At 47.5% G+C, this 17185-nt stretch carries 11 protein-coding genes and 2 pseudogenes; 5 read left to right on the top strand and 8 right to left on the bottom strand.

What is annotated here, in order from left to right; all coding sequences use genetic code 11:
- Positions 1–7: 7 nt before the first annotated feature.
- The 3 genes and pseudogenes from GWR21_RS31845 to GWR21_RS31835 form a co-directional block, all read left to right on the top strand.
- Positions 8–1711: pseudogene (locus GWR21_RS31845) on the top strand (sensor histidine kinase); the annotation flags it as partial.
- A gap of 42 nt (positions 1712–1753) precedes the next feature.
- Positions 1754–2230: pseudogene (locus GWR21_RS31840) on the top strand (response regulator transcription factor); the annotation flags it as partial.
- Positions 2213–3028 carry a sensor histidine kinase gene (locus tag GWR21_RS31835; protein WP_394367270.1) on the top strand — a complete coding sequence of 272 codons (816 nt, stop codon included), beginning with the start codon at positions 2213–2215 and terminating at the stop codon, positions 3026–3028. The pseudogene GWR21_RS31840 and the gene GWR21_RS31835, both read left to right, overlap by 18 nt.
- Positions 3029–3114: 86 nt before the next feature.
- Here the strand turns inward: GWR21_RS31835 and GWR21_RS04775 are convergent, their stop codons facing one another.
- Genes GWR21_RS04775 through GWR21_RS04760 form a run of 4 tightly spaced genes read right to left on the bottom strand, consistent with a single transcriptional unit; the run spans position 3115 to position 10185 of the window.
- Complete coding sequence (locus GWR21_RS04775) at positions 3115–4425, bottom strand: DUF4302 domain-containing protein (protein WP_162330633.1); 1311 nt, start codon at positions 4423–4425, stop codon at positions 3115–3117.
- 10 nt (positions 4426–4435) lie between these two features.
- Entirely contained in the window at positions 4436–5284 is an 849-nt protein-coding gene (locus tag GWR21_RS04770) for a zinc-binding metallopeptidase (protein ID WP_162330632.1), read from the bottom strand.
- Positions 5285–5304: 20 nt separating this feature from the next.
- Entirely contained in the window at positions 5305–6759 is a 1455-nt protein-coding gene (locus GWR21_RS04765) for a RagB/SusD family nutrient uptake outer membrane protein (protein WP_162330631.1), read from the bottom strand.
- Positions 6760–6777: 18 nt separating this feature from the next.
- Complete coding sequence (locus GWR21_RS04760; RefSeq protein WP_162330630.1) at positions 6778–10185, bottom strand: SusC/RagA family TonB-linked outer membrane protein; 3408 nt, start codon at positions 10183–10185, stop codon at positions 6778–6780.
- Positions 10186–10358: 173 nt separating this feature from the next.
- Here GWR21_RS04760 and GWR21_RS04755 point away from each other — a divergent pair, with 173 nt between their 5' ends.
- Entirely contained in the window at positions 10359–11339 is a 981-nt protein-coding gene (locus GWR21_RS04755; RefSeq protein ID WP_162330629.1) for a cation diffusion facilitator family transporter, read from the top strand.
- Here the strand turns inward: GWR21_RS04755 and GWR21_RS04750 are convergent, their stop codons facing one another.
- Positions 11340–12527 carry a serine hydrolase domain-containing protein gene (locus GWR21_RS04750; protein WP_162330628.1) on the bottom strand — a complete coding sequence of 396 codons (1188 nt, stop codon included), beginning with the start codon at positions 12525–12527 and terminating at the stop codon, positions 11340–11342.
- 301 nt (positions 12528–12828) lie between these two features.
- Here GWR21_RS04750 and serA point away from each other — a divergent pair, with 301 nt between their 5' ends.
- Entirely contained in the window at positions 12829–14067 is a 1239-nt protein-coding gene (gene serA / locus GWR21_RS04745) for a phosphoglycerate dehydrogenase (RefSeq protein WP_162330627.1), read from the top strand.
- A gap of 87 nt (positions 14068–14154) precedes the next feature.
- Here serA and GWR21_RS04740 read toward each other — a convergent pair whose 3' ends face one another.
- The 3 genes from GWR21_RS04740 to rpmI form a co-directional block, all read right to left on the bottom strand.
- Positions 14155–16068, bottom strand: coding sequence for a carbohydrate-binding protein (locus GWR21_RS04740; RefSeq protein ID WP_162330626.1), 1914 nt, complete (start codon positions 16066–16068; stop codon positions 14155–14157).
- 383 nt (positions 16069–16451) lie between these two features.
- The gene (gene rplT / locus GWR21_RS04735) at positions 16452–16796 is read right to left on the bottom strand and encodes a 50S ribosomal protein L20 (protein WP_162330625.1); all 345 of its coding nucleotides are present in this window, start codon (positions 16794–16796) and stop codon (positions 16452–16454) included.
- A gap of 49 nt (positions 16797–16845) precedes the next feature.
- Positions 16846–17043 carry a 50S ribosomal protein L35 gene (gene rpmI, locus GWR21_RS04730; protein WP_162330624.1) on the bottom strand — a complete coding sequence of 66 codons (198 nt, stop codon included), beginning with the start codon at positions 17041–17043 and terminating at the stop codon, positions 16846–16848.
- Positions 17044–17185 lie beyond the last annotated feature (142 nt).

The following is a 17185-nucleotide window of genomic DNA, read 5'->3' as shown; positions in this document are numbered from 1 at the left end:
ACACTTTATGGAACTAACCAAGACCGTGACCCCTGAATTTCTTGCTGGCGGTGGTGAAATGGGGGAACTGATTCGCTCCAGGGATTGGTCAAAGACACCACTCGGACCTGTAGAAGCGTGGCCGCAAAGCCTGAAGACGTGTATTCGCATTATATTAACCTCAAGACAACCCATGTTTGTTTGGTGGGGAAATGACCTCATTAACCTGTATAACGACGCTTACAGAAGTATCTTAGGAGGTAAACACCCGTCAGTACTGGGCTTACCCGCGAGGGAAGTCTGGAAGGAAATATGGGACCAGGTAGGCCCAAGGGCTGAGGTATGTATGCAAAAGAACATCGGCACCTATGATGAATCGTTGCTGCTGATGATGGAGCGGAATGGTTATCCTGAAGAGACTTATTATACGTTCTCCTATAGCCCCGTACCGGGCGATGAAGGAGGCACCAATGGTATCATCTGCGCGAATACCGATGATACACAACGTATCCTGGGTGAACGCCAGCTAAGGACACTGAAGGACCTTGGTAAGTACCTGGCAGCGTCCAGAAATGATGCGGATGTTTATAACAGGAGCATCGAGATACTGAAAGAGAATCCGGCAGATTTCCCTTTTGCCTGCCTCTATCAGCTGGATGAAGGAAAAGGTAGTATGGCAATGGCTGCGAAGACCGACAAATGGCCCGGAACAACACCATTGCCCGAAACACTGTCACTGGCTGATACAATAACTGCCGACTGGCATTTCAGAGAAGTCATAGAACAATTTAAGCCAGCTATTATTAACGGGCTGGTGGAGAAATATGGTGTATTGCCTTCCGGATGCTGGAATACCAGCCCTGATCAGGCCCTGGTCTTACCGGTGATGCAGAATGGACGTGATTGTCCATTCGGATTACTCATCGTGGGACTGAGCCCTCACCGGCAACTGGACGAGAAATATACCAGCTTCTTTCAGCTGGTGGCCGACCAGATCGCGGGCAGTATCGTCAACGTACACACGGTGGAAGAAGCCCGTAAAAGAGCCGATGCCTTACAGGAAATAGACCGTGCCAAGACCGCCTTTTTCAGTAATATCAGCCATGAGTTCAGAACACCACTGACACTGATGCTTGGCCCGCTGGAAGAGATGCTGTCACAAACAGATGGTACCCTCACGCCGCAACAGGAAGAGAACCTGACCGCTACGCACCGTAACGCGATGCGACTCCTGCGACTGGTCAACACACTGCTTGATTTCAGCCGTATTGAAGCAGAAAAGGTCAGGGCACATTACTTCCCGGTCAATCTTGCCGACCTTACTGCGGATATAGCCAGTACCTTCAGGGCGGCTGTAGAGCATGCGGGACTGCAACTGACCGTAGATTGCCAGGCACTCTCTACGGCCGCCTACGTAGACCGGGACATGTGGGAAAAGATCCTGCTGAACCTGCTGTCCAATGCATTCAAATATACTTTAGAGGGCGGTATCACTGTTACACTGAAAGAGGAGGATGACTATGCGATACTTCGCGTACGCGACACAGGTGTCGGTATTCCTGCTGACGAGCTCCCGAACATGTTCGAACGCTTTCACCGTGTTAAGAACAGCAAGGGACGCACGTTTGAAGGTACCGGTATCGGTCTTTCACTGGTAAAGGAACTGGTGCTCCTGCACCAGGGTACGATCACTGTCGACAGCAAGGAAGGTGCAGGCAGTACATTTACTGTCCGCATACCGCTCGGCAGTGCACATCTTCCCGAAGACCAGATCGTGAAAACAGCTGTCAGTGAGAACGGTTCCAGCCTCAGCGACATCTTTGTTAACGAGGCGCTGTTCTTTAGCCGTGAGAGTGAGCATCATTTTATAGAGCAGATCACAGAGGGTGAGGAAAAGGCGCGCGTTCTCATTGTTGATGATAATGCAGACATGCGCGACTATCTGCAACGCTTGCTCGAAAAACACTATAATGTTGAGACGGCAGCCAACGGTAAACTGGCGCTGGAGAAAATCCGTACCCATATTCCCGACCTGGTCGTCAGTGATATTATGATGCCTGAAATGGATGGCACCGAGTTACTGCATCGCATTAAGCATGACCAGGCAACTAATTCATTACCAGTTATTTTGGTGTCTGCAAGAGCAGGGGAGGAAGCGAAGATCGAAGGCTATGATATAGGTGCCGATGACTACCTTACAAAGCCATTTTCAGCGAAGGAACTACTGGCGAGGGTGCGTGCACAGATACGTATTTCCAGACTGCACAGACATGCGATAGACATCCTGCAACACAGTGCGGAGGAACTTGAAAAGAAAGTAGAAGAACGTACTGCAGAACTGCTGAAGAAGAATGCTGAACTGGAACAGTTCGCTTATATCGCGAGTCATGACCTGCAGGAACCGTTACGTAAGATCAGGACGTTCTCTGAATTGCTGCAGAAAAGTCTGCAGAAGGGAAATACGGCCAATAATTACTTTGAGAAGATACAGTCCTCCGCCGAAAGGATGACACAGCTGATCAAGGATGTACTCCATTATTCCCGCCTGTCCAATAAAGAGGAAAACTTTGTACAGATAGATCTTAACACCATACTACAGCAGGTGAGAGGAGACTTCGACCTGCTGATTGAACAGAAACAGGCAACGATCAATAACAATACATTACCAACAGTAAAGGGCATTCCGCTACAATTGCAGCAGCTCTTTACCAACCTGATAGGCAACTCGCTTAAATTTACTGATAAGCAGCCTGTTATAACGATTTATGGTACAATGATGCCTGCATCCGAAGTGCCGTTTTATCCAGGATTACAGGAGCATGTTGCCTATGTGAAACTGGAGTTTTCGGACAATGGTATCGGCTTCGAACAGCAGTTCGCAGAAAGGATCTTTGCCATCTTCCAGCGGTTGAATGAACGAAAGGCATATGCTGGCACTGGTATTGGTCTTGCTCTTTGTAAGAAGATCGTTGAGAACCATCATGGCGTGATCAGAGCGAGCGGCAGACTCAACGAAGGGGCGACCTTTACAGTCATATTACCTGCCTGATAAGCGCTATATTTTATTATTCAATAGAAAGAGGGACCGGTAAACCAGTCCCTCTTTTATTGTCATGTCATTCATCCTTCGGTGATCTACTGCGGATAACCGGTAAAGTAGAAATCGGGGTGTTCTACACTTTTCAATTGCCCCAGTTTTCCCTCCTGGCTATCTACATAATAATCGATCGTAAACCGGTCATTACGGATGTAGTCAAGCAATGGCTTCATGGTCGTTGCGACAAGGGCCGCATTGCCACTGTAAGCCTGACCGGTAAAGTTAAATACGCCATCGTTGGTCTTGGTATAGGTGAAGGGATATTGTGCGAGGTATTGGTTGCCATTTCGAGTGACAACCACGTTCACATTCATGACCTGCTGGGCAACGTCAAATGCATACTCCGTATAATACAATTGAAGGGTGTAAGGCCCGTTGATCAATCCATCAGCGATGTTAGCCGAGATCGTTGTGTATGCAGGCGCCCATCCCGGCATGGGTGCGGGTGTTACGATCAGGGAAGAGAAGTCAATACCGATGAGCCGGTGTACAGGTACCACAGAACCGGAAGCGGTCTTTACTTCTATCCGCTGACCGTTCACTGTTACATAAAAGAGTTTTTTGACCGGGTCCCATAATATTTCACTAAACATATTACCGTTATACGTGATCGGCGTTTTCAGGTGTATACCATTCAGTGTGTAGTAGTAAGGGGTAGACAGCTTCTGTACCTGTCCGCTGCCATCAATATAAAGCAGCGTAAATGTTTTATAGAAGGTGCTTACACTTACCTGTAATCTGACGCCATCTGAAAACTGCAGATACAGCCATGGCTCTTGCAGCATATAGCTTTCCGTGGCATCGATCAGCGTTGCCAGGTCACCGGCCGCATAGGCTTCCGCTTCTGCCTGCGTAGCTTTAACCAATACCATTTTGGTATCTTTTGCAATACCCGTCAGCCTGATAGTATCAGCAGAGGCATCGTCTATACTGTATTCAAAATCAACTGAATAGCCTTCTCCTGTTACGCCGCCGAATACATTCGGATCCGGGTCTGCCAGGAGGTGCAGGTAGGAGTAGGTATCGAACAACAGCGACGGGCGTTGCACTGCTTTCAGCCGGTAGGTACTTTCCATAGACTGGCCGGCTGCATCCAGCGTCACATCACTGAACATCGTGACACGGTCATTCGTACCGAACTTAAAATAGAATGCATAAGCTCCGCCTGCGTCAGGATAGATAACGGTTTTCCATCCGTAGGTGCTGCCGGCGAGCGTTGCTTTGTATTCCTTTATGGCGGCCTCCATCCGCTCTTCCGGTTTCTCGCCGAACAGGGACTCCGTCTTGTCCTTCGAGCAGGCGGCAAACAGTATTGCCAGCAGTAAGATATATAGTCTGTTATAAAGCATGTTTCCTGTTTTACAGATTATCAATAGCCTCCTGTACACGGGTCTGGAGACGATAGAAGTCGATGTTGTAATTCTCCATAAAGTAGCGTACAACGATCTCTTCCTTCTGTCTCAGTTTCGGTTGTGCATCATCCGGGGCACTTTCCACGATGGCGTCAAAACCATCTTTACCTTCTACGAGCATGGTGGCGATCATCTCTACAAAGTCCTCGTCCGGTGCACTGCGGGCGTATTGTGTAATGAACCCTTTAGCCAGTGCTTCTGTCAGGGTATAATCGTTCCAGCTGCCGGTATAACCGGTGGAGATACGTTTGTATTCCACCGGATACATAATGGTCTGATGCAGGATGTGTGCAAACTCATGGTGAATGGTATGCAGCATTTCCTTTACAAAGGGCTTGTCTGTGATCAGGAAATCATTCAGCCAGAACAGGACCACTTTACGGCCGCCTTCTGCTGTTCCCAGGGTAATGGTATTGTTGGAGTTGAACTGCGGACTACCCACCAGTACAAATTGTTTCTGACAGTACGTTTTGAAGAACGTTTCACCGGCTTCCGCCATGTAAGGTTCGATCCAGGTTTTCTGGATAGTACTCATCACCGGACGTACCTTACTCTCCATCACGGGTACCAGCGTCTTGTCGAGCGTCAGTTCATAACGCTCAAAACGATACTTCACTTCTATGTTATAAGGTTTCGTAAAGACAGAATCCAGCCAGAGGTCCAGCGGACCTTTAGTCCATGTCTCACCACCGAGTCCGGGAATGTTCACACTATTTATTTTATCATCTTTGGAGCAGGCCATGAGGCTTCCCAGGAAGATGACCACCAGTAGCAATTTTATCTGCATTTGTTTCATAGTCAATTAGTTTTACCGTGTTAACGGGGGTTCTGCTGGATGCCGGCCAATACTACTTCCTGTGGTAACTGGAACAGGCGTCTTTTATCACCGGGTGTGAGTGTTTCCGTTTCTCCACCTACACTTGTATGGGTCACCGGAATATCATAGCGCAGGATGTCAAACCAGCGCATGCCTTCCTGGATGAACTCAGCCTGCTTGAAATCAAGCAATGTATAGATGAGGGCCGTCTTCAGATCAGGCGTACCGTAGAAGTTCCGCAGTCTGGCGTCAGACAACCGGTAGTTGGATGTGTAGTCTTCAATACGCATGCTGGCATAATCATTCAGATCGTTTTTGGCCGCCGTCAGATTCCCCAGATAGATATTCGCTTCCACGCGGTTGAACAGTGCTTCTTCAGCCGTGAACAGCGGAAAGATGGTGTAGGGTACACCGATGTCGGCATTGGCGCTGGAGCGTACGAAATGCTCACGGAACTTCAGCACAACCCAGTTCTCTGTACTACCCCGGTAGTAGAGTGGTTGTACCCAGGTGGCAGTGGTCACATTCGGATAAATGAATAATGAATAAACCAGGTCAGTACGGAGCCCATAGCGGAAGCTGGCCACATTGCGTGCCCAGTCGGAAGGGGCTTCAACCAGTAACAGATTGGCGGTTTCAGAAGCTTTGGTATAGATAGCTTCTGCCTCTGTGCCTGTCAGCTGACTATATACCGTCACCCAGGGGCGGAGGTTGTTTTTGAAGTTGCCACCGGGGAATACGTTATTGGCATAAGTCAGTACCTTCTGATAGTCTTTTTTGAACAGATAGAAGCGGGCAGCAAAGGCGTTGGTGGCCGCCTTGTTAAAATGATATTTAGGCACTTTATAGGCGTTATTATCGATCAACGGCATGCCCGCCAGCAGATCCTTCTCAATTTGTTCATATACGTAAGCAACGGTCTTTCTGTCGTATTTTCCATTAACGACTTTCTCAGGCACCGTGACGTAGGGAATACCCGGGTCCTGGGAGGCAGTAGCTGCATCGTATACTTTCGAGTAGAGTGTTACCAGCATAAAATGATTATAGGCCCTGGCCACAAGTGCTTCCCCTTTCTGGGCATTATAGTCTGCCGGATTATCTGCTTTTGCAATAGCCTCCAGCGCCTGGTTACAGGCAGCTATCGACTGGTAACAGGCATTCCAGTAATTCGTCGGTGTACCCTGTGTTCTTTCCAGCACATCCCGGAAGAAAAAGGGATTGGTATTGGTCGGGTCACTGATGAATCCTCCTGTGCCTTTGTCAGCTGCATTGTCGGACGCTGCTTCGGTGAAGGTGGCATAATCTGCCTGCGGGTAGGCAGTGGCCAGTAGCTCAGCCACTTTCTCCACCGTATTGAGCTGGGTACGCTGGTCGGGCGATTGCTCCAGGTACTTCTTACAGCCGGAAGAAATGATCGCCGTCGCAGCCAGTATATAGAAAGTTGTTTTTTTCATCGTTGGATGGTTTTAACGTTATAGTCCTGCCTTTACTGAAAACGTGAACTGTTTGGGGATCGGAAGAGCCACACCACCGGAGTTGAAGAACTCGGGGTCCTGGCCATTGAGCCGGTCATCTGAGTAGATCAGCCATACGTTATTGGCCACCAGACTGACAGACAGATTATTGAATCCGGCACGACGGATCGCTTTAGGCGGAAGGTTATACGACAGGGATACCTGTTTCAGTCTAACGAAATCGCCATTCGCTACACGCGCAGTTGAGTAGTTATAGTTGTTGTAGGGATACGCGCCGTCCAGGCGGGAGTTACCCAGTTTATCCAGTACGGAAGGTACATTGGTACGGTTCTCATCTCCCGGCAGTGTCCAGCGGTTGAGGAAGTCATTGGAACTGGCATCCAGATCGTTATATTCCTGTTTGAATCCCGGGTTCAGTCGAACCTTATTACCGGTGCTATAGGTTACCAGTGCAGAGAGCGAGAAATTACTGTAGCGAAGGGTGTTATACCAGCCACCGGTCAGTGTCGGGTCTACCGGACCATTGTAAACAAGGTGTTGTATCTGGTCACTCTGGAGGTACACATTACCGCTCTTGAGTCCGTCCTGGTTTGTGAACAGTGGCGTACCATCTTTGGGATTGAGTCCTTCAAACGGAATGGAGTAGAGTCCGCGTACCGGATGTCCGACAGTTGCGCCTCCTTCTGCTACGACAAGGTCCCAGATAATAGGAATGTTTTCCAGTTTGGTGATCTTGCCTTTGTTATAGCCGACAGTCAGCTGCGTACGCAGTCCCCATTTCTTTTCATCTACAATTTTATAAGCCATCGTCGCTTCCACACCATGCGATTTCATATCGCCATAGTTGGCAATTTTGACACTCTCTCCACCGATGCCTGATGTACGGATCGGGCCGATCAGGTCGAAGCCGTTACGGAGGTAACCATCAATAGTAAAGGTGAGCCTGTCCTGGAAGAAACCTGCATCAATGCCGACGTTGGTCTCATATTGTTTTTCCCAGGTCAGTTCGGAGTTTTCCAGGCTCTGTATGTAAATGGTAGATTCTATTTCTGAGAGATAAGGCCGGTTTGCACTACGGTTCTGCAACACGACACTGGAGTTCCTGGCATTGCCCATACTACCGGTCAGACCATAGGTGGCCCTGAGCGTAAGGCGGTTTACTGTTTCCTGTCTGCGCATAAAATCTTCGGTATCCACATTCCATGAACCGCTTACGTTCCAGGTAGGCAACCAGCGTGCGGTACGTGACTCACCTAGCAGGTTGGAGCCGTCATAACGGATACTCGCATTGAAGTTATACTTCCCTTTGTAGGAGTATGCAGCATTGGCAAGATAAGCGAGATAGCGGTCGTAGTTCTGACTGATGCTGTAGTAATTGAAGTTGTTCTCGATATTCTGTTTGATGATATTCGGATCAATAAAAGGAACACCACCTTTATCAAACTGGTAGCCGTATCCGTCAAACTGCCTGTTTTGTCTGTTTGCATAACGTAATTCCTGGGAGCCGAGGAAATTCACCATATGTACGTCATTCCATGTCTTGTTCCATTCCAGCATATTACGGAAGTAATAGCTGACCAGGTAGTCATCTTCTGTGGTGTAGATACCACCATAAGGCAGTACTACGACAGGTTCTGCCTCCGGATCATCGGGATTACGGTAGAGGAAGCGGTTACGTGAGCGGATGGTGGCATCGCCTGCGGCACGGTAGGCCTGTGGCATATTGGAATTCTCCTTGATCTTGTGTTCCTGGGTTGACTTCACATAGCGGATATTACCAAGGAAAGTATACTTCAGGTTCTTCCTTATCTTGTAAGAGAGATCGCCCTGCAACTTAATATCGAGCTGACTGAGATCAATGTAGTTGTTGCTCATTTCATTTACGATATTGAAGGGAGCGAAGTTGCGGGTGAAGTATTCCAGGTTGCCTTTTTCATCATATGCCGTCAGCGCCCTGCTGGTATTCAGTGCATAGCTGTAGGGGTTGATGTCGAAGTCGCGGTCGAACTGTCCGCTTACGGGATTACTGTTCCTGTTCAGCGTACCCGGCACGCGCTGGTCGCGGATCACAGCCTGGGTGATAAAGCCAAAGGATACTTTATCGCTGATGTTGTAGTTAGCTCTTACGTTACCTGTGAAACGCTTCAGTTTATCAGCCAGTGTCCAGCCCTGGTCCTGCAGGAAGCTGGTAGATACATATAGTTGCGATTTATCAGTACCGGAAGAGACACTCAGCGAATGTTCCTGCATGAACGAGTTGCGGAACAGTACGTCAAACCAGTTAGTATTGGCTTTGGCATATCGTTCGAGGAAAGCGCGTCTGGTCTCGGGACTGTTATACAAACCGAATGCGCCGTTGGTAGCGTTATATTTGTCAATGAGATTATACATTTTTGTGTATACCCCACCATTCTCCGCGCGGGTCGCATCGGAATGGTTGAGCCATCCTTTCAGGGCCAGTTCGTTATAGAAAGCCATCTGATCATCCGAGTTCATGATGTCGAACTGGTTGTAGGTGGGCTTCAGGTAGCTGGAAAAGTTGCCGGTATAGGAGATCACGGGTTTACCCACCTTTCCTTTTTTGGTGGTGACAACCACTACACCGTTCATCGCACGGGCGCCATAAAGAGCGGTAGCAGCAGCGTCTTTCAGGATCTGGAAACTTTCAATATCGTCGGAGTTAAGGCCTGCAACAGAGGAACCCAGCAGGGTAGCAGGGTTACCGGTGGAGAGCTGCTCGTTGGATACATTGATCACGTCTTCGAGTACAACACCATCCACTACCCAGAGCGGTTTGTTATCGCCGGTGATGGAGGTGGCGCCGCGCACGCGTATTTTGGGCGCCGCACCGAAAGTACCTGATACGTTTTGTACCGTGACACCTGCCACCTGACCTTCCAGCATACGGCTGACATCCGCAATACCGTCACGTTTAATATCAGAGGCTTTCACATTGGTGGCCGCGCCGGTAAAGAGTTTACGGTCTATGGTCTGATAACCTGTTACCACGACTTCCTTCAGGGCGCTGATATCTTCTTCGAGAATAATGTTCACTGCATCCCTGGCGGAGGCTTTGGCTTCCTGTGGTTTGTATCCGACCATGGAGAAGGTGAGTGTGGCTCCATGTTTAACTTTCAGCGTAAAGGCGCCGGCAGCATCAGTGACGGTACCGTTAGTAGTACCTTTTTCAATGACATTGATGCCGGGAATAGCTTCCGGACGCCCATTCTTGCCATACACACGGACCACACCGGTGACAGTTTCAGTAACAGGTTGCTGGAAGAGCCCATAGGTACCCGGAGAGATCGTTTCGCTCGTCACAGGGGCTGCATTCAAATGCACTTTGCAGCATGCGCTGCATATTAGCAGGCATAGCCACTTTGCTTTTGGGTGTAGAATGTACATACTAGCGATTTTGGTTTGCCGTCAACGGGCTGAAAAGGATAATTCTATATATACTTACGATGATTGCTACGTTAGGATAAAATTAAAAGTCTACATACAGTTGTCAGTCACCCCGAACCCTCTACTAACTTACGCAATATTTTCCTTTTCTTTGTGAATCAATCCGCCATGTTTTGCAGAGAAGAGAGTTACGTATTATACTGGTATCACTGATCGTCAGTTTTGTTTTAACGGGGACCAAATTTACTGCCTGGTTCCTGACCCATTCTGTCGCTATTCTATCGGATGCATTAGAATCTATTATCAATGTGGTAGCAGGTGCTTTTGCCTGTTATAGTATTTACCTGACCAGCAAGCCAAAGGATGCGAATCATCCTTACGGGCACGGGAAAGTGGAGTTTTTTTCTATCGGTTTTGAGGGAGCGATGATCTTTATTGCCGGCTGCCTGATCTTGTTCAAGGCAGGGCAGTATTTTTTTATTCCCACGGAGCTGATTAAACTGGATAAAGGCATGTGGCTGATTGCTGGTACGACCCTGGCAAATCTTTTACTGGGGCTGTTCCTGGAGAGGGAGGGGAAGCGGTTAAGTTCCCTGACCATTTCCGGTAATGGCAAACATATTATGACGGATGTGTATAGTAGCATTGGTCTGATAGCAGCGTTGCTGATCATGCATTTTACCGGTTGGGAATGGATAGATCCGGCGGCTTCTGTGTTGATGGGAGTGCTGATATTGAAACAGGGATATCAGCTGATGCGCACATCTATTTCCGGGCTGATGGATGAAACGGACATGCGTGTAGTGGATAAGGTGATAGCCGTGCTGGCTGCGCATAGAAGAGCCAGATGGATCGATATACATAACATGCGTGTACAGCAGTACGGCAGTAACTATCATATAGATTGTCACCTGACGTTGCCTTATTACCTGGAGTTAAGCGAGGCACATGATGAGTTGAAGGCGATAGAGCACCTCGTGAATGAGGCGTTTTCTTCAGGAGAGGTAGAGTTTTTTATCCATACGGACCCTTGTATTCCTTCCTGCTGTCATTATTGTCAGATGGAGAACTGTCCGGTGAGGCAGGATGAATTTACGGGTTTAATAACGTGGAAGAGGGAAAATGTGTTGCCTAACAGGAAGCATGGGGAGTAATTATTCCTCCCCCTCTTCAGTGCCATGTCCCAGAATGGCGCTTACCGGTTTTACTGCACGGTAAATATTCCGGTTGTATTTATTTCCGAGAATGATAATAGTGGATGTATCCTTGATGATGCGGTTGAATACGGTGTTATTGCCATGCCACCAGCCATTGTGGTAGACAATTTCGCTGCTGTCCGGGTAAACCATCAGCCTCCAGCCCAGCCCATAATTACGGATACCTGGCTTTTCATGGCTATAGGGTGTGTAGGCCGCTTTAATGGTCTCAGGAGAGAACAACTGTCCATTGTACAGGGCCTGGTCCCATTTCAGCATATCACGGGCTGTACTATAGATGCCTTTGTCACCCACGACGCCATCGAAATAAGTGTCTGGTTCGAGCTGTCCGTTGTATTTGTGGCTGGCCGTCTGATGAGGACGCACCGCACTCATCGGATCATATACAAATGTATTGGTCATGCCCAGCGGATTGAAAAACGTTTGTTGCATGAATTCCGCGTATTGCTGTCCGCTGACCTTTTCAATGATCGCCCCCAGCAGCATATAGTTGGTATTACAATACTGGAAATGTGTACCAGGCGTATGTTGTATACGCGGACGGTGGGTGATCATCAGCTGAATAACATCATCATTGGAAAGGAATTTATCCTTGTCAGGCCAGATGCTGTCGCAGAAATAGAGATAATTCGGCAGGCCGCTACGGTGGGAGAGCAGCATCTGCAGGGTAATCCCTTTATATGGAAACTGAGGGTAATATTTCTGTATGGAATCCTGCAGACTGAGTTTACCTTTTTCCATCAGGGACAGAATACCCATTGCGGTAAAGGTTTTAGAAACAGAGGCCAGCTGAAAGGAGGAACTGTCGTTGATAGCAGATTTCTTATTCCGGTAATTCTCCAGGCCATGGTATTGTTCGAAGATCACCACACCTTTCTTAGCGACGATCATAGCGCCATTAAAGCCAGCGCGCACCATATTCTGGTAAAAGCTGTTTAATGCTACCTGCTGTGATTTGGTAACAGGAGCGTTGAGGAGGGCCAGAGCAGATTCACTCAGCACTTCGGTCCGGGGAGTATCTGGTTGGTTCTTTTTATCTTTGTTGTTTGCTGCATTGCTCTGGCATGCGGTGATAGCATACAAGGCCATACCAGAAATTGTTAATACGATATAAGCTGCTTTCATTCTGCTAGTTAGAGTCGATTCTGTTTCTGCTTAATTGTAAAAGGTGCTAAAATTAGCCCCTAATCAATTGTTACACAAAAAAAACAGTTCCCCGAAGACGATTTTAAAGGTATTTTAAGATTTAAAGCCCTAAAACCCTTAAAAAAGGGTCAAATTCGACTTAAATTTTGACGAAATCAAATTCGGAGGCCAGACTGTTTGATAATTGCGTAACATCTTTTAGGTTTGTGCCTTCGTTTCGCCATATAACAATTATTAAGCCAATTGTTTATTGCAATTGGTAACGCATAAAATATAATCAATGGATCAGCAAAAGTTGACAAGTTATCCTAAGGAGAAGATCAATATTTTATTGTTGGAGAATATCAGCGACGCCGCAGCAGCGGAATTCACGTCGGCGGGATATGCCAACGTGAAAAGATTGTCGGGCGCATTAGGCGAGGAAGATCTGATCCGTGAGGTGAAGGACGTTCATCTGTTGGGTATCCGTTCCAAGACACAGGTGACCAGGAAAGTACTGGAAGCGGCTACCAAGTTACAGGCGGTGGGTTGCTTCTGTATCGGTACTAATCAGGTAGATCTGAAGAGTGCCCGCGAGATGGGGGTAGCTGTATTTAATGCACCTTACTCTAATACCCGTTCAGTAGCGGAATTAGTGATCGGCTTGTCTATCATGCTGATCCGCCGTATTCCTGATAAGAACGCAGCTGCGCATGAGGGCATCTGGATGAAGGAAGCTAAGGGCAGCTATGAATTACGCGGGAAATCACTGGGTATCGTTGGTTATGGTAATATCGGTAGCCAGGTGAGTGTACTGGCGGAAGCCTTGGGTATGAATGTTTTTTACTACGATGTAGAGACCAAACTTCCGCTGGGTAATGCCGTACAGCTCCGTTCTCTTGAAGCGTTGTTCGAGCAGGCAGATATTATATCATTGCATGTGCCATCTACAAAGACCACTGCAAATATGATCAATAAAGACACACTGAAATATGCGAAGAAGGGCGCTATTTTTATCAACTATGCACGTGGCGAAGTAGTGGAACTGAATGACCTGAAAGATGCGCTGACCAGTGGTCAGTTATCAGGTGCGGCGATCGATGTGTTCCCGGTTGAGCCAGAGAAGAACGGTGCAGCATTTTCTACGCCATTGCAGAAATTGTCTAACGTGATACTGACCCCTCATATCGGTGGTAGCACAGAAGAAGCGCAACATAACATTGGACTGGATGTAAGTGCGAAGATGCTGAACTACCTGGAGAAAGGTGCGAGCTTTGGTTCTCATACGATTCCGGCTATCAGCGTACCAGCAGTAGATCATACACACCGTATCCTGCATATTCACGAGAACGTACCAGGCGTACTGTCTGAGATCAATACCGTATTGTCACAGAACAAGATCAACATCCTGGGGCAGTACCTGAAAACGAATGATGCGATTGGTTATGTGGTACTGGACGTGGACAGCAAATTATCGAAAGAAGCATTCTCTTTACTGAAGGATGTTAACCATACTATTAAGACAAGATTGTTATACTAATAACAGTGCTTGTTCAGTAGAAAAGGTTGCACACCATGATGGATGTGCAACCTTTTTTATATGCTTGGCATTGATATCAGCAGTGTATTATTCTGCTTTCTGGATCTTAATTCTTTTATGATAGGCACCACTTGTAATGTCGAGAATATATATTCCCCTTGGTAAATTACTTGTATTGATTGAATAGGCAGATTGTCTATTTTTTACCACAGAACGTAGCACTGCTCTGCCATTCAGGTCATATATGGTTGCGATATGTGACGAGTAGGAGGCAGGAACGTTGTAGTTCAGTTGTGTACCAAACGGATTCGGATATACGATAACAGCGTTGTTGTTTACAGTTTCTTCCGTTGATTTTGCAACAGCGAGCGTGGCAGCTGCAGGCACAGGACCAACAATGGCAAAATTGAATTTTTCCCAACCGCCGATTGTCGCGCGTGTGCATGTCATGGCTGCTGCACCATTTTCAGAAGATACGTATAAGCCGTTGCTACCTCTTAACGAGATCGTACCATCGGCGTTAGATATCCAGTCAAATACCTCAGTAGCACCAGCAGTGGTGCGGTTGCATGTGATGGCCTGCGTACCATTTTCGGAAGATACATATTTACCCATGCTACGCAGGTTAACTTTACCTGTACCTGCATTCCATACGGAGAACTGTTCCCAGGTTTGCGGCGCCGTTCTTTCGCAGGTCATGGCTTTCGTACCATTTTCTCCGCTTACGTATAAGTTGTTGTTACCTCTGAGTGTGATAATCTGACCAACAGGAATATTGGTCGGGTTTGCGGCTGTAGAGAATTGTACCCAGTTGAGATTAAAGCCACCAGCTGCTACATGAAGACGTAGTGTCTGTTCACCGGCAGCTAAGGTAGCAGTTGTGCTGACAGTGGTCCATGTTTGCCATGCGCCAGTAACAGGCACAGTAGCAGTTGCCAGTACGGCTGCATCTTTTCTCAGCTCTATATTGCCACCAGCAGTCTGACTGGCCACCCTGAACTGTACATTGTATGTACCGGCAGTTTGTACATTCACTTTGTAGTCCAGCCAGTCGCCGGTGTCGGTGTAACCAACGTTTTGTCCGCCACCCGCATCAGTCGTTGCTTCCGTCTGAATGCCGCTCATGTTTGTATAACTCTCTGCCTGTATGGTACCAGGTATTGGCAGGGCAGGAGCGGGGCCGGGATTAACGCCACCCAGCCATAAGAGTCCGTCAATGATAAATCTGTTCTGGATCTCGCTGGCGAATGTGGAGGATTTGGGCGTGTTGTTACTGTAGTTCATGTCGTTGTGACCGAAGTTGGCATACAGCATTTTGTAGTTATTATTCGTCCACATGATCGGATAATAACCGCTGGTCCAGGACTGATTAGGATCGGTTCCCAGCGGGAAGCTCACAGGATCGACAGACGCGAGGATCCTGATATTGCTGTTTGTGCGCAGGTCATTGTTCCAGCTGTACCATTCGCTGACAGCAGACGTGAAGGTAGCAGGCAGCCGTAGTGTGCTGGGGTGTGTTTGGTCTTCTACGCGGAGTGTGGCAGTAGTCGGACCCCATGTGTTGTTCCTGAAATTGCCGGAGCCGAGGAACGTGTTGTGATACCAGCTCCATCCGGAGGCGCTGGTGGTAAATGCGCATACATGGAAGCCCATCCAGGCACCGCCGTTCTGCATGTACTGCTGAAAGGCAGCACGTTGAGCGGTACCAGCAGGAAGGTCATCCAGGAACAGGACAACCTGGTATTGCGACAGGAAGGTCGCGTTCAGGTTATTCCAGTTGGTGGTCGCTTCATAAGAGAAATTGTATTGGGCGGCGATGGTAGGAAACCATTGGTTGGCTTCCTGTACAAAGTTGATGTGGGCAGCATCCCAGGTGCCATTGTAGAACGCAATGACCTTAAAACGGGGTGTCTGAGCCTGTGCATGGAAAGCTGCAGTCAGCAGCAGGAATAATGCGATTACGCGCATTATCCGTTTGTAACGGAGAACGTGGATTGTCATACGAGACAAAATTTACTGGTTATGAAGAGGGTGGTATAGGTTACCTATCTTTTTCAAGATAAGTAAAAATCCTTATAGGTCCACCTTAAAACTGTTCAATACTCAGGGATGGTTGGCGGGCGTAGGATGGGTGGGTGTAGATAGCGGAAAGAAGCAGTAGGGATATGCTGATGTTATTGTTGATATCTGAATAGGAATGACTTATGACGTGGGGTGGTTGGTATGATGGCAAACGGCTTGTAAACAAAGTATATCTGCCTGTAATATGAGTGGGTTATTTATATCGCAGTATAAACGCGTTCAGGGGGATGAGGTTAGTACAAACGGAATAGCCGGTGTTGAAATCAACACCGGCTACAGTATTTATGCTTACGCTTTTCCGATTATTTAACGGAAGCGATCAGGCTTTTAAAAGTCGCTGGTTCATTCATTGCCAGATCAGCTAATACCTTCCTGTTAAGGGTGATATTCTTTTCAGACAATTTATGGATAAACTCAGAATAAGTTAAACCTTCAGCGCGGGCAGCAGCGTTGATACGAGCGATCCACAGCTGACGGTAGTTTCTTTTCTTGAGTTTACGGCCTACGTAGCTATACGTGAGACCTTTTTCCAATACGTTTTTAGCTACGGTATAAACATTTTTCCTTTTACCGTAGAAGCCTTTGGCCTGCTTTAAAATTTTCTTCCTGCGGGCTCTTGAAGCAACAGCATTTACTGAACGAGGCATATAGTGCTTTTTTGATCAGGTTAATAATTAATTACAACACCACTTCTCATTATCTGAGAGCAAGCATTCTTTTTACCAGGTTCAGGTTAGCCGAATCAACAAGGCTGCTACCCCTCAGGTGGCGTTTTCTCTTGGTAGATTTCTTGGTCAGCAAGTGACTTTTGAAAGCATTATACCGCTTAATCTGTCCGCTCCCGGTAACCTTGAAGGTCTTCTTCGCCCGGGAATGAGTCTTTACTTTGGGCATCTTACATCAAATTTGGTCTGCAAAGGTAGGTAAATATTTGAAACAACAAGCACGTGTTATAAAATATTTATTCACGTATCTGCTATGTGGATAACTTTTACACACATAGACAAACTTTTTTTCGTGCCGCTAAGATACTGAA

It is taken from the genome of Chitinophaga agri (assembly GCF_010093065.1).
Taxonomy (GTDB): domain Bacteria; phylum Bacteroidota; class Bacteroidia; order Chitinophagales; family Chitinophagaceae; genus Chitinophaga; species Chitinophaga agri.
Note: the sequence above shows the minus strand (reverse complement) of the source record. Positions and strands in the feature narration are given on the sequence as shown.